Annotated in this window: 10 protein-coding genes; 7 read left to right on the forward strand and 3 right to left on the reverse strand. The window is 73.1% G+C overall.

The window, feature by feature from the left end:
- Positions 1-48 precede the first annotated feature (48 nt).
- Positions 49-882: a hypothetical protein gene (locus tag ACFV7R_RS24520; protein WP_385266900.1), complete on the forward strand. Its 834-nt coding sequence runs from the start codon at positions 49-51 to the stop codon at positions 880-882.
- Between the two features lie 170 nt (positions 883-1,052).
- The gene (locus ACFV7R_RS24525) at positions 1,053-2,453 is read left to right on the forward strand and encodes a tannase/feruloyl esterase family alpha/beta hydrolase (protein WP_385266903.1); all 1,401 of its coding nucleotides are present in this window, start codon (positions 1,053-1,055) and stop codon (positions 2,451-2,453) included.
- A gap of 4 nt (positions 2,454-2,457) precedes the next feature.
- On the opposite strand, the gene ACFV7R_RS24530 is transcribed toward ACFV7R_RS24525, so the two are convergent.
- The gene (locus ACFV7R_RS24530) at positions 2,458-2,640 is read right to left on the reverse strand and encodes a hypothetical protein (RefSeq protein WP_129796572.1); all 183 of its coding nucleotides are present in this window, start codon (positions 2,638-2,640) and stop codon (positions 2,458-2,460) included.
- Positions 2,641-2,885: 245 nt separating this feature from the next.
- Here ACFV7R_RS24530 and ACFV7R_RS24535 point away from each other — a divergent pair, with 245 nt between their 5' ends.
- The 3 genes from ACFV7R_RS24535 to ACFV7R_RS24545 all read left to right on the forward strand — a co-directional run bounded on the left by ACFV7R_RS24535 (position 2,886) and on the right by ACFV7R_RS24545 (position 8,476).
- The gene (locus tag ACFV7R_RS24535) at positions 2,886-5,750 is read left to right on the forward strand and encodes a DEAD/DEAH box helicase (RefSeq protein ID WP_385266906.1); all 2,865 of its coding nucleotides are present in this window, start codon (positions 2,886-2,888) and stop codon (positions 5,748-5,750) included.
- Entirely contained in the window at positions 5,747-7,015 is a 1,269-nt protein-coding gene (locus ACFV7R_RS24540; RefSeq protein ID WP_385266908.1) for an SWF or SNF family helicase, read from the forward strand. The genes ACFV7R_RS24535 and ACFV7R_RS24540 overlap by 4 nt, the downstream gene beginning before the upstream one ends.
- 120 nt (positions 7,016-7,135) lie before the next feature.
- Positions 7,136-8,476 carry an esterase-like activity of phytase family protein gene (locus tag ACFV7R_RS24545; protein ID WP_385266911.1) on the forward strand — a complete coding sequence of 447 codons (1,341 nt, stop codon included), beginning with the start codon at positions 7,136-7,138 and terminating at the stop codon, positions 8,474-8,476.
- Between the two features lie 10 nt (positions 8,477-8,486).
- Here ACFV7R_RS24545 and ACFV7R_RS24550 read toward each other — a convergent pair whose 3' ends face one another.
- Positions 8,487-8,756, reverse strand: a complete 270-nt coding sequence (locus tag ACFV7R_RS24550; protein WP_385266914.1) for a hypothetical protein — start codon at positions 8,754-8,756, stop codon at positions 8,487-8,489.
- 241 nt (positions 8,757-8,997) lie between these two features.
- On the reverse strand, positions 8,998-10,164 hold the full coding sequence (xylA, locus tag ACFV7R_RS24555; RefSeq protein ID WP_385266917.1) for a xylose isomerase: 1,167 nt from the start codon (positions 10,162-10,164) through the stop codon (positions 8,998-9,000).
- Between the two features lie 184 nt (positions 10,165-10,348).
- Between xylA and xylB the strand changes: the two genes are divergently transcribed.
- Complete coding sequence (gene xylB / locus ACFV7R_RS24560) at positions 10,349-11,794, forward strand: xylulokinase (RefSeq protein ID WP_385266920.1); 1,446 nt, start codon at positions 10,349-10,351, stop codon at positions 11,792-11,794.
- Positions 11,795-11,808: 14 nt separating this feature from the next.
- Positions 11,809-13,023: an ROK family protein gene (locus tag ACFV7R_RS24565; RefSeq protein WP_385266923.1), complete on the forward strand. Its 1,215-nt coding sequence runs from the start codon at positions 11,809-11,811 to the stop codon at positions 13,021-13,023.
- Positions 13,024-13,355: the final 332 nt, after the last annotated feature.

Consider the following 13,355-nt stretch of genomic DNA (forward strand, 5'->3'; position numbering starts at 1 on the left):
GGTCGCACTAGGGTGCGCGCCGTTGGACGAACTCCTGGGGAGGCTGGGATGGCCGGGACGGACGAGACCGCCGTCGCCGCCGCGGACGATGCGCTCTATGTGCTCACGGCGGTGCTGCTGACGCCGGCGCAGTTCCCGAGCGTGCTGGGCGACGACTACCCGGAGGCCTGCGCGGCGCTCGGTCTCGCGCCGCTCGCCGACGGGTACGGCCTGGTGCTCGGACAGGACGGCGACGGCGCACGGTGGACGGTCGTCACCGACGACGTGTCGCTGGTCGCCGTCGCCATCGCCTCCTGGGACTGCGGCATGGAGTACGACCTGTCGCCCGACGAGCGGTCCGTCGTCGCGGCCCTGCCCGGCTGGCCCCTGGCGGTCGCCGTTGCGGCGCCCGGCGTGCCCGAGCCGCACGATCCCGACCCCGACCCCGCGGACGGTCCCCCGCTGTGTCCCCCCGACACCAGCAACTGGGGGCCGGCCCAGCGACGGCTCGGCGCCGACGAGATCGCCCTCCAGTGGGCGGTGTGGCGCGAGCAGATCGACGACGCCGAGTTCGTGACACCGGACGGTTCCGCCGGGGCCGCGGAGGGCGGGGACGGCAAGGACGCGAGCCCGGGGCGCACCGGCATCCGACGCGTACTCGCCGAGGCGCGCGCGTACGTGGACGCCCCCCCGCCGCTCGGCCGCGTCCGCTCGTCCTTCGCCCCGGGAGACGCACGGACGCTGCGGGCCGACGGTCCCGGTTGGTCGCTGGTGGCCAGGACCGACGACATCGCGTTCGTGCTGCTCGACGAGGTGCCCGGCGAGGTCCTGCCGGTGGGCCGGGGACCGGAACTGCCGGGTCTGCTGGAGGCGCTCGACAAGATGGCCGTACGGCCCAGTTGATCCGGGACTCCCCTCGTAGGGCTACACACCCCTCGCCTGTCAGGGACATCCATACGGAGACGGCGTCATATGTGGTGCCAGTCCATGGAAGACGCGGAGGGGGAGCCGCACGATAGGGCAGCCCGCGGCTCTGCTCCCCTACCGCTCCCCGGCATGCTCTGGAGGCCCCGATGCGTCCTTCCCGTGGTGTTCCCTCGGTTGCCGCCGCCCTTGCGGCAGCGATCGTGGCAGCGGCTCTCAGCGCGCCGACACCCGCCGCTGCCGCAGGCGTCGGCGACAGCCACTGCGAACGACAGGAACGTGTGCACGTGCCGGGCGCGGAGTTCCAGCGAACCGCCTGTCTGGCCGACCTGACCACCACGGGACTGGCCGGCACCCCCTACACCGACCTGGCCGACCAGGCGGGCCTGACCGCCCGGGCCACCCGAACGCCTTCCGGCGTGCCCGGGGTGCAGGTCGACGGCTACTTCCCGGACTCCTCGCATTTCAACGCCACGCACGGCTGGCGGCACGACGCGCAGTTCGTGATCCGCCTGCCGGACCGCTGGAACGGCGGTCTCGTCGTCACGGGGGCGCCCGGCACCCGCAGACAGTACGCGACCGACAAGGCGATCTCCGATCAGGTGCTGGCCCAGGGATACGCATACGCCGCGACCGACAAGGGCAACAACGGGACCGACTTCTACCGCGACGGCACCCGGCCCGGCGACGCGGTCGCCGAGTGGAACGCGCGCACGACCCAGCTCACGCGCGCGGCACGGAAGGCCGTCGCCCAGCGGTACGGGCACGCCCCGCGCCGCACATACATGACCGGCATCTCCAACGGCGGCTATCTCACGCGCTGGCAGTTGGAGAACCATCCGGAGCTGTATGACGGCGGTGTGGACTGGGAAGGTGCGCTGTGGACGGCGGACGGCCCCAATCTGCTCACCTCCCTGCCCACGGCGGTGGCGCGGGTCCTCGGTTCGGCGTCGGAAGAGGAGCTGTACTCGGTGGGCTTCGCGCGCGGCTCGGAGTTTCTGTGGCCGTACCACGAGAAGGCCTACTGGGGTGTCACGCAGAAGACGTATCGGGCGGAGTTCGACCCGGCATACGATCCCGGCTGCCCCGGACCGTCCGCCGGCGCGACGACCGAGGAGATCCTGGCGCCCTGTGCATCCGACGCGGCCTACGACTACGCCTCGCGTCCCGCGTCCGTCCATCGCGCGGTGGCCCGGGTGGCGCTGACCGGACGCATCGGGAGGCCGCTGATCACACTGCACGGGGACCTGGACGCGCTGCTGCCCAAGGCGGCCGACTCCGACGTGTACGAGGGCATGGTCGACGCCCGCGGGCGGGGTCCGCTGCACTGGTACTACACCGTCGGGGGTGGAACCCATGTCGACGGGCTGTACGACACCTACCCGGACCGGCTGCGGCCGATCCTGCCCTGCTATCGGTCTGCCTTCGACGCGCTCGTCGCCTGGGTCGAACAGGGCACCCGTCCGCCCGCGGACCGGACCGTCGCCCGGCCCACGGACGGTGACGTGGTCGACTCGTGTGCACTGGACGGCACCGGTCCGGGGCGGTAGCGCGTCAGCGGCCGAGCTCCTTGCGTCCGACACGACGCAGCCTGCGTCGCTGCGAGGGGTCCAGCGCGAGGTACGCGGCGGCCGGGACTCCCAGCACGATCAGCAGCGCGGCCCACCAGGGAAGCCAGATCAGCAGGATGAGCCCGGCCGCCACACCTCCTGCGGCGATCTTTGCGTTCTTCGACATATGTGTCGCCTCCTTCGCGGCCACTGCCGCTCTCTGTCCTGAAAACGGGCCCACGCTTCCGGCGGTTCCGGATCGCGACCCTGAGACGCACCCTGAGACATCCCTGACGCCCGACCCTTACCCACCCCCGAGCATCGACAAGTGATTCAGGTCACAGCCGAAGCATGCCGGGTCGGCCGGTGATGTGCCGTATCCTCGGCGACTCCGATCCCAGGTAGTCAAATTTGAGGAATGCGGACTTCGCTGTGCAGAGGATTCCCGCGGCATCCCCCTCCGAGATCTCCGAACTGACCCGCTGCTGTGCCGTGTTCCTGCCGGGCGATCCCGCCCGCACCGGCAGCGTAGCCTTCTGGCGGCCGGACGGCGCCGCTCCGCCGGGCGTCGACGGCGGCACCGTCGAGGACCTGGGCGTCGTCCTGCCCGGCGGCGACGGCGTGGAGCTGGTAGGCGTGTCCGCCCTGTTGCTCCCTGTGCGTGCGGCCCTGCCCGTTCTCACGCGCGCGCGTGTGGCCCCGCAGGGACATCGTTCGGCCGTGTTCTGGGGAGCGGCCGCAGTGCTGGCCCTGCAGTTCGCGGCGCGCGGCCTGCTGCTGCCCGGCCTGTCTCCCGGCGACCACGACGCCTGGCGTGCGGGTCCCCTGCGCGCCGAGGAGGTCGAGAGTGTCCGCCGGCTCGCCGCCGCGATGCCGCCCGAGGCCCACGCCGTGCCGCTGGACACCACCGAGCCGCTGCGCCTGCCCGCACCGGAGCGCCTGCTGCGGGCCTTCCTGGACGCGGCTGCCGACGCGCTGCCCCGCTCCCCGGCCGCGTCGCTCGTCACGGGCGGTCCGGCCTACGCGGCGCACGATCCGCAGCACCTCCCCGGGCAACGGGCATGGGCCGCCGATGTCGCCGCGGGTAACGACGCGGGTGTACGCATCTCGCTGCGGATCGAGGTGCGCGGTCTGGCGGCCACGGGACCGGACGAGACGAAGCCGGCCTTCCGGGCCGTGCTCCAGGTGCACAGCGTGAGCGATCCCTCGCTGGTCGCGGACGCCGCCGAGGTGTGGGCCGGGACGGATGCGACGAGCCGTGTCCTCGGTCCGCGCGCGCGGATGGACGCCCTGCTCTCGCTCCGTCGCGCCGCCCGCGCCTGGCCGGCGCTCACCCCGCTGCTCTCGGCCGCTGTGCCGGATGCCGTCGAACTCGCCGACGAGGAGGTGACCGAGCTGCTCGGTGACGGTTCGGCAGCCCTCGCCGGTGCCGGGGTCGACGTGCACTGGCCCAGGGAACTGGCCCGCAAACTGACCGCACGTGCGGTCGTCGGCCCACCGGACGACGAGACGGCTGCGCACCGGCTGTCCTCGGACACGCCGTCGTTCCTGTCCGCCGATGCACTGCTCGCTTTCAACTGGCGGTTCGCGCTGGGCGACCAGCGGCTCACCCACGCGGAACTGGATCGTCTCGCCGAGGCGAACCGGCCGGTGGTGCGGCTGCGCGACCAGTGGGTCCTGATCGATCCTCAGGAGGTGCGCCGCGCCCGCGCGCAGCAGGACCGCAAGGTCACGCCCATCGACGCGCTCGGCGCCGCGCTGACCGGCTCGACGGAGGTCGACGGCCGCCGGGTCGAGGTGCAGCCGACGGGGTGGCTGGCCGCGCTGCGGGAGCGCCTCGCGGACCCGGAGGGGCAGGAGCCGGTCGGGCAGCCCGCCGCTCTCGCCGCCGAGCTGCGCGACTACCAGCGGCGGGGCCTGAGCTGGCTGGCCCGGATGACGTCCCTGGGGCTGGGCTGCTGTCTCGCCGACGACATGGGGCTCGGCAAGACGATCACACTGATCGCCCTGCATCTGCACCGGCAGACCGACCCGTCGGCCGCCGGTCCCACGCTCGTGGTGTGTCCGACGTCCCTGATGGGCAACTGGCAGCGCGAGATCGAGAGGTTCGCGCCCGGCACGCCCGTGCGCCGCTTCCACGGCTCGCGGCGTGCCCTGGACGACCTGGCCGACGGGGAGTTCGTCCTCACCACGTACGGCACGATGCGCCTCGATGCGGGCCGGCTGGCCGAGGTGCCGTGGGGCCTGGTCGTGGCGGACGAGGCACAGCACGTGAAGAACCCCTACTCGGCGACCGCGCGTGCGCTGCGTTCCATCGGCGCACGCGCGCGCGTGGCGCTGACCGGCACACCGGTGGAGAACAACCTGTCGGAGCTGTGGGCCATCCTCGACTGGACCACTCCGGGACTTCTCGGCCGCCTCGGCACCTTCCGCACGCGGTACGCGCAGGCCGTGGAGAGCGGCCAGGACCCGGCTGCCGCGGAGCGGCTCGCCCGGCTGGTCCGCCCGTTCCTGCTGCGCCGGCGCAAGTCGGATCCGGGGATCGCGCCCGAGCTGCCGCCGAAGACGGAGACCGATCGCGCCGTGTCGCTCACCACGGAGCAGACGGGACTGTACGAGGCGGTCGTGCGCGAGACGCTGGCGGAGATCTCCGGCGCCGACAGCATGGCGCGGCGCGGCCTGATCGTGAAGCTGCTGACCGGCCTGAAGCAGATCTGCAACCACCCCGCGCAGTACCTCAAGGAGGACCGGCCCACGATCGCCGGACGCTCGGGGAAGCTGGAGCTGCTGGACGAGCTGCTCGACACCATCCTCGCCGAGGGGGCGAGCGTCCTGGTCTTCACGCAGTACGTGGGGATGGCCCGCATCGTCGAACGGCACCTGTCGGACAGAGGCGTGGCCTCGCAGTTCCTGCACGGCGGAACGCCCGTCTCCGAGCGCGAGGCGATGGTGCGGCGCTTCCAGGACGGTGAAGTCCCCGTCTTCCTGCTGTCGTTGAAGGCCGCCGGCACGGGACTGAACCTCACGCGGGCCGAGCACGTCGTGCACTACGACCGCTGGTGGAACCCGGCCGTCGAGGCGCAGGCCACCGACCGGGCGTACCGCATCGGCCAGGACCGGCCCGTGCAGGTGCACCGGCTGATCGCCGAGGGCACGATCGAGGACCGGATCGCCGACATGCTGGACCGCAAGCGGGAACTGGCCGACGCGGTGCTCGGCTCCGGCGAGGCGGCGCTGACGGAGCTGACGGACGCGGAACTGGCCGATCTGGTGGAGCTGAGGGGGACCGCGCGATGAGCCGTCACGACCACGGACACGCCGACGAGACAGAGCGCACGTTCGCCGCGTTGCCGCCCACGCACGGGAGGGGTTTCGCGGTGACATGGTGGGGCCGTGCCTGGCTCAGGGCCCTGGAGGACGCGGCACTGGACGCCGGGCAGGTGAAGACGGGCCGTCGGCTCGCGCGCGCGGGAGCCGTGGGCGCGGTGTCGGTGCGGCCCGGCCGTATCACCGCGGTCGTCCAAGACCGCGACGGAACGGGGCACCGGGCCGACGTACTGCTGGAGGAGCTGTCCGCCGAGCAGTGGAACCGCTTCCTGGAGATGGCGGTGGAGCGGGCCGGGCATGTCGCCGCGCTGCTCGACCGGGAGATGCCGCCGCACCTCGTGGAGGACGCGGCGGCGGCCGGGATCGAACTGCTGCCGGGCCTGGGCGATCTGGAGCCCGAGTGCGACTGCGGCGCCTGGGACCAGTGCGGGCACACGGCAGCGCTGTGCTACCAGACGGCGCGACTGCTCGACGAGGATCCCTTCGTTCTGCTGCTGATGCGGGGGCGGGGCGAACGCGCCCTGCTGGACGACCTCCAGGACCGCACCAGTAGGCCCGCCGAAGAACCGGTCGAGCCGGAGGGAGTGGACGCCGCGGAGGTCTGGGCGGCGGGCGGCATCCTGCCTCCGCTGCCCGACCCGCCCGGGCTCCCCGAGCACCCCGGTCTCCCGCCCTCTCTGGACACCGAGGCACCGCCCGCCCAGGGAATCGACCCGGCCGCCCTGGAGTTCCTGGCGGCCCGGACCGCCGTGGCGGCGCATCGGATGCTGGCCCAGGCGCTGCGGCCGACGGCTGCTCCGGAAGCGGAACTGACGGTCGCGCAGGACGCCGTCCGGCTGGCTGCGGGGTCTCCTGAGGAGGCGGTGGCGGACCGGCTCGCCGACGGTTCCGGGCGCGGCCGGGACGAACTGGAGTCGGCCGTACGCGCCTGGCAGTACGGTGGCGTGGCCGGACTGTCGGTGCTCGAGGAGGAGTGGACCGTGCAGGGGGAAACCCTCGCACGCGCGCGTGCCGCCCTGGAGGCGGCCTGGGACGACGACGAGCGGCCGACGCTGCGCGCCAGGGGCAACCGGTGGACGGTCGTCGGCGCGCCGAGCCAGCTGCGGCTGGGCCGCGACGGCCGCTGGTGGCCGTACCGGAAGGAGCACGGCCGCTGGGCACCGGCGGGAAGCGGGGCCCAGGATCCGGCCACGGCACTGGCCGCGACCGGACAACCGGCGGCGGAAGAAGCCTGATCGAACGGACGTCGGCCGGACCGGCGGCCGACGTCCGCCGTTCACGCGAGTGTCGTACGACGTTCCTCGAGGGGTTCAAATCTGGCCGCTGTCACCGAACTTGGTCCATCAGGAGGCCCGATGTCCCCGCACGCCACCGGCCGGCGCCGCGTCCACCGTTCCGTCGCAGCGGGCGTACCTATCGCCGTGGTCGCCGCTCTGCTGGCGGCGGCTCCGGCCACGGGCGCCTCGTCCGAGGACGCGCGCGTGATCCGCACGGCGACGCTGGGCGACATGTCGCTCGGCGCGTTCAGCAACGCCCTGCTGCCCGGCACGGTGGCCGACGACCGGGGGGTGGACCTCGGCGGCATCGGCAGCGACATCTACCCGGCGGGCCGCAAGGGCGAGTTCTGGACGGTCACCGACCGCGGGCCCAACGGCCAGATCAAGGTGGACGGCAAGAACCGGCGGACGTTCCCGGTGCCGGGCTTCGATCCGGCGATCGTGCGGATCCGGGTCTGCGGTGACTCGGTGCGGGTGCTGGAGGCGATCCCGATCACCACGTCCTCCGGGAAGCCCGTGACCGGTCTGCCCAACCAGGAGGGGCGTGACGAGGCGCCGTACTCATACGACGCGAGCACTCCGCTGTCGTACGACCCGAACGGGCTGGACACCGAGGGCATCGTGCGGGCCGAGGACGGCAGTTTCTGGCTCGCCGACGAGTACGGGCCCTCTCTGGTCCATGTCTCCGCGCGCGGGAAGGTGCTCACGCGCTATGTGCCGGAGGGGCTGAACCTCACCGGCGCGGACTACCCGGTCGTGGAGGCGCTGCCGTCCGTACTGCTGCACCGGAAGATCAACCGTGGCTTCGAGGGGCTCGCGCTGCTGCCGGGCGGCGACCTGGTGATGGCGGTGCAGAGCCCGCTGTCCCTGCCGGACAAGGACGCCGGAGAGGCGTCGCGCACCACCCGGCTGTTGCGCTTCTCCCCGAAGAAGAAGGCCGTCACCGCCGAGTACGCGTACCGCTTCGACGCGGTGAACGTCGTCGATCCCGGCGAGGACGACACCTCCGAGCTCAAGATCTCCTCGGTGGTCGCCGTGGGCGGTGACCGTCTGCTGGTCGAGGAGCGCACCGACAAGGCCGCCCGGCTGCAGCTCGTGCGCCTGGACCGCGGCGCGAACATCCTGGGCGGCGCGTGGGACGACGACGCCACGTCGCCGTCCCTGGAACAGCTCGACGACCCGGCGGCCGCAGGTGTTCCGGTGCTCGCCAAGCGGCTGGTCGTCGACCTGGGCACGGTCGCCGGTGTCCCCGGCAAGATCGAGGGCATCGCGCGCGTGAACCGCGACACGCTCGCCCTGATCAACGACAACGACTTCGGGATGACGGACGGCGCGGAGGCGTTCGACGCCCAGGGCCGTCTGGTCGACAGCGGGATCGAGACGTCGGTGGTCTACGTACGGCTGCCGCGCGGGCTGTGATGCAGTCCTCCTAGGGCAGTAGGTCGCCCGGGATGGAGGGGATCAGCGATTCGAGGTCGCTCGGTACCCCACTCGGCAGCTCGGTCGGGAACTGCGACGGCAGGGACGGCAACCGGCTGGGCAACCGGCTGGGCAGCTCGGTCGGGATGTCGAGGGACGGACGGGGCGACTGACTCGCGCTGCTCTCTGCGGGCTGCTTGCCGTCCGGGGAGTCGTCACTGCCGGAGGCCGTGAGGACGACGGCGGCGACGGCGCCGACGCCCACGAGCGCGGCGAGCACGATGAGGACAGGGTTCCGCCGTCGTGCCGGAGGTTCCGGCGGCGGTCCGAAGCCGCCGCCCGGAGGCGGCGTGTCCCCCGGAGGGCCGGGCGGTTGAGGCGGTACGGGCGGCAGGGCCATACCCCCAGGTTCGCGGCACGCCCGGCCGTGCCGCGACCCCCACGCGGACGTTGACACGGACTCATGCCATGGATCGCACGATTCCGCGGCATTCCGCGTGGAGGTCATGACGGGCGCGGCCTCAGCCGCGCGCGCCCAGCAGATGGTCCATGGCCAGCTGGTCGAGCCGCTCGAAGGCCATCCCGCGCGCGGCGGCCGCCTCCACGTCGAACTCCTCGAAGGCCGTACGGTCGGCGAGCAGCGCCTGCAGACCGTCCGCCGCGGTGGGCTGGGCCAGCTCGTCGAGGCGGGAGGCGCGCAGGGCCTCCTGGACCTCCGGGTCGGCCCGGAAGGCGGCAGAGCGCTCCTTCAGGATGAGGTAGTTGCGCATGCAGCCGGCGGCCGATGCCCACACACCGTCGAGGTCCTCGGTCCGCGGCGGCTTGAAGTCGAAGTGGCGGGGGCCGTCGTAACCGGCGCTCTCCAGGAGGTCGACCAGCCAGAAGGCGGCGCGCAGGTCACCGGCACCGAAGCGCAGGTCCTGGTCGTACTTGATGCCGGACTGGCCGTTGAGGTCGATGTGGAAGAGCTTGCCCGCCCACAGGGCCTGCGCGATGCCGTGCGGGAAGTTCAGCCCGGCCATCTGCTCGTGCCCGACCTCGGGGTTGACGCCGTACAGCTCCGGCCGCTCCAGGCGCTCGATGAACGCCAGGGCGTGGCCGACCGTGGGCAGCAGGATGTCGCCGCGCGGCTCGTTCGGCTTGGGCTCGATCGCGAAGCGCAGGTCGTAGCCCTGGGAGGTCACGTACTCGCCGAGGAGGTCGAACGCCTCCTTCATGCGGTCGAGGGCGGCGCGCACATCCTTGGCGCCGCCGGACTCGGCGCCCTCACGGCCGCCCCAGGCGACGTACGTCTTCGCGCCCAGTTCGACGGCGAGGTCGATGTTGCGGATGGTCTTGCGCAGCGCGTAGCGGCGCACGTCGCGGTCGTTGGCGGTGAACGCGCCGTCCTTGAAGACGGGGTGCGTGAAGAGGTTCGTGGTGGCCATCGGCACGGTCATGCCGGTCGCGTCCAGGGCCTGGCGGAAGCGCTTGATGTGCGACTCGCGCTCGGTGTCGGAGGACCCGAACGGGATCAGGTCGTCATCGTGGAAGGTCACTCCGTGCGCGCCGAGCTCGGCCAGGCGCTGCACCGTCTCGACCGGGTCGAGGGCCCGCCGGGTGGCGTCGCCGAACGGGTCCCTTCCCTGCCAGCCGACGGTCCACAGGCCGAAGGTGAACCTGTCCTCGGGGGTGGGCTGGTAGTTCATGCCGCGGCTCCCTTGCTCGCTTGCGACTGTTGCACACGACTATTTCGTCATGGCGGTTTACAAATTAGTATGCAGAAGCACCTCTGGGAAGAGACAAGGTGTCTCCGGAGCCGGGACATCACCCAGAGAGACGTGCCTCACAGCAGCCGCCGGGGCGCGTGAGCCGCAGGAAAGGGAGAGCCCGATGTCAGCAGCCGAGGGTCCGCTCGTCGTCGGCGTGGACACGTCCACCCAGTCCACCAAGGCGCTGGTCGTCGACGCGGCGACCGGCGAGGTCGTGGCGAGCGGCCAGGCACCGCACACCGTGTCCTCGGGAGCCGGGCGCGAGAGCGATCCGCGGCAGTGGTGGGACGCCCTGCGCGAGGCGCTGCGCCAGTGCGGCGACGCCGCGCACGAGGCCGCCGCCGTGTCCATCGGAGGGCAGCAGCACGGCCTCGTCACGCTGGACGACCGGGGCGAGCCCGTCCGTCCCGCGCTGCTGTGGAACGACGTGCGCTCCGCGCCACAGGCGCGCCGGCTGACCGAGGAGCTGGGCGGCGCGAAGTTCTGGGCCGACCGCACGGGCAGCGTGCCCGCCGCGTCCTTCACGGTGACGAAGTGGGCCTGGCTCGCGGAGCACGAGCCGGACGCGATCCGCGCGACCAGGGCCGTACGCCTGCCCCACGACTACCTCACCGAACGCCTCACGGGGCAGGGCACGACGGACCGCGGCGACGCCTCCGGGACGGGCTGGTGGGCGTCCGGCAGCGAGTCGTACGACGAGGAGATCCTTGCGCACGTCGGGCTCGATCCGGCGCTGCTGCCGCGCGTGGTCCGTCCCGGCGAAGTGGCGGGCACCGTGCGCGACAGCCACGACCTGCCGTTCTCCAAGGGCACCCTGGTCGCCCCCGGAACCGGCGACAACGCCGCCGCCGCGCTCGGGCTCGGGCTGCGCCCCGGCATGCCGGTGCTGAGCCTCGGCACGTCGGGCACGGTGTACGCGGTGTCGCAGCGGCGCCCGGCCGATCCGACCGGCACCGTGGCGGGCTTCGCCGATGCGCGCGGCGACTGGCTGCCGCTGGCCTGCACTCTGAACTGCACGCTCGCCGTCGACCGCGTCGCGACCCTGCTGGGCCTGGACCGCGAGGCCGTCGAGCCCGGCACGAGCGTCACCCTGCTGCCCTACCTGGACGGCGAGCGCACCCCCGACCTGCCGAACGCGTCGGGGCTGCTGCACGGCCTGCGCCACGACACCACCGCAGGCCAGCTGCTCCAGGCCGCGTACGACGGCGCCGTCCACTCCCTGCTCGGCGCGCTCGACCTGGTCCTCGACGAGGACGCCGACCGCTCGGCACCCCTGCTGCTGATCGGCGGCGGCGCCCGGGGCACGGCCTGGCAGCAGACCGTACGACGGCTCTCCGGACGCCCGGTCCAGGTCCCCGAGGCCAGGGAGCTGGTGGCGCTCGGCGCCGCGGCCCAGGCAGCCGGCCTGCTCACCGGCGAGGATCCGGCCGCGGTCGCCCGACGCTGGAACACCACCCGCGGACCGGTGCTCGAAGCGGTCGAACGGGACGAGGAGACGCTGGCCAGGATCTCCGGGGTACTCTCCGACGCGGCCCCGCTGCTGGAGCGGAGCACGCAGATCGACTGAGGACGGACGGAGGCATGACCGCACCGCTGCACGAGGCCCGCCCTGCCGGTCCCGGACGGGCGCTGCCCGACACCCAGCAGGGCATGCGGCGCCGCAACCTGGCCCGGGTGATGCACACGGTCAGCGCCGAGGGGCCGCTCTCCCGTGCCGCGGTCGCCTCGCGTATCGGGCTGACCCGCGCGGCGGTCTCGACCCTCGTCGACGAGTTGATCCGCTCCGGCCTGCTGGAGGAGCTGGGCCCGGAACGGCCCGTCCGGGTCGGCCGGGGCCGGCCCGGGTCCGCCCTCGCCGTCAGCGAGCGCGGTCCAGCCGGGATCGGCGCCGAGGTCGGCGTCGACCACCTCGCGGCCTGTGCGGTCGACCTGCGCGGACAGGTGCGGGCGAGGATCGTGCGGCACGGCTCCAACCGCGGCCGCTCCCCCGCGCCGGTCGTCGAGGAGCTGATCCGGCTGGTACGTCATGTCGTAGCCGAGGCGGAACGCGAGGGGCTGTGGCCGGCCGGGCTCGCCGTGGCCGTGCCCGGCCTGGTGGCGGGCGACGGGCGCACCGTAGTACGCGCCCCGAACCTCGACTGGCACGACACGGACCTCGGCTCCCTGCTGCCCGCCGAGCTGCCGCTGACCGTGGACAACGAGGCCAACTTCGGAGCTCTGGCCGAGCTGTGGCTGGGCGAGGGCACTCCGCGGGACTTTCTGCATGTGTCCGCCGAGATCGGCATCGGCGCGGGCGTGGTCGTGGACGGGCGGCTGCTGCGCGGAAAGCGGGGATTCGCGGGCGAGCTGGGGCATGTGCCGGTCCGGCCCGACGGGCCGGCCTGCGCGTGCGGCGGGCGCGGCTGCCTGGAGCAGTACGCCGGCGAGGAGGCGGTGCTGCGCGCGGCCGGCCTGGAACCGGGCGAGGACCGGGTGGGGCTGCTCGCGGCGCGCGCGACGGAGGGCGACGAGGACGTACGGCGGGCGCTGCGGGATGCGGGAGAGGCGCTCGGTGTCGCGCTGACCGGGGCGGTGAATCTGCTGGACCCCGAGAGTGTCGTGCTGGGCGGGGCGCTGGCCGGTCTCGCGCCGTGGCTGCTGCCGTCGCTGCGGTCCGAACTGGCCGGGCGCACGGCGGGGCCGGCCTGCCCCGTGTCCGTGTCCCGGCTCGGGCCGGAAGGGCCGTTGCTGGGTGCGGCGCACTCGGTGGTGCGCGCTGTGCTGGACGATCCGGCGGCGGTGGCGGAACGTTCCTGACGGGCCGGCAGCAGAAGGCTGACGGACGAGAGACCGGCGTCCCCACCCGTTCGGGTGAGCGAGTTGTCCACAATTCCGCGACCGTCCACCGATGAGCGGGACGTCCTCCCGTCCAACCGGCACGCGTCGTACCGTGATTCACGCGAGGCGCAGCCGCCGTGCGGTGACCACGGCGGGTGTGCGGGGCTGGATTGTCGAGGGGGGACGCATGACGGCGGTGGAACTGCCGAAGGGTGCTGGTGCCCATCCGGTCGCGTCGCGGGGAACGCAGGAGTGTGGTCGAGAGCGATCCCCGCATGCCGACCGTCCGGCCCGAACCGGGCGAATACGCC

This window comes from Streptomyces sp. NPDC059866, assembly GCF_042731325.1.
Lineage (GTDB): Bacteria > Actinomycetota > Actinomycetes > Streptomycetales > Streptomycetaceae > Streptomyces > Streptomyces flavusporus.

Bases quoted from the DNA above. Each gene is read 5' to 3' on its own strand.
- ACFV7R_RS24520 (WP_385266900.1), top strand. From the start codon at position 49: ATGGCCGGGACGGACGAGACCGCCGTCGCCGCCGCGGACGATGCGCTC.
- ACFV7R_RS24545 (WP_385266911.1), top strand. From the start codon at position 7,136: ATGTCCCCGCACGCCACCGGCCGGCGCCGCGTCCACCGTTCCGTCGCA.
- xylA (WP_385266917.1), bottom strand. From the start codon at position 10,164: ATGAACTACCAGCCCACCCCCGAGGACAGGTTCACCTTCGGCCTGTGG.
- xylB (WP_385266920.1), top strand. From the start codon at position 10,349: ATGTCAGCAGCCGAGGGTCCGCTCGTCGTCGGCGTGGACACGTCCACC.
- ACFV7R_RS24540 (WP_385266908.1), top strand. From the start codon at position 5,747: ATGAGCCGTCACGACCACGGACACGCCGACGAGACAGAGCGCACGTTC.
- ACFV7R_RS24565 (WP_385266923.1), top strand. From the start codon at position 11,809: ATGACCGCACCGCTGCACGAGGCCCGCCCTGCCGGTCCCGGACGGGCG.
- ACFV7R_RS24525 (WP_385266903.1), top strand. From the start codon at position 1,053: ATGCGTCCTTCCCGTGGTGTTCCCTCGGTTGCCGCCGCCCTTGCGGCA.
- ACFV7R_RS24530 (WP_129796572.1), bottom strand. From the start codon at position 2,640: ATGTCGAAGAACGCAAAGATCGCCGCAGGAGGTGTGGCGGCCGGGCTC.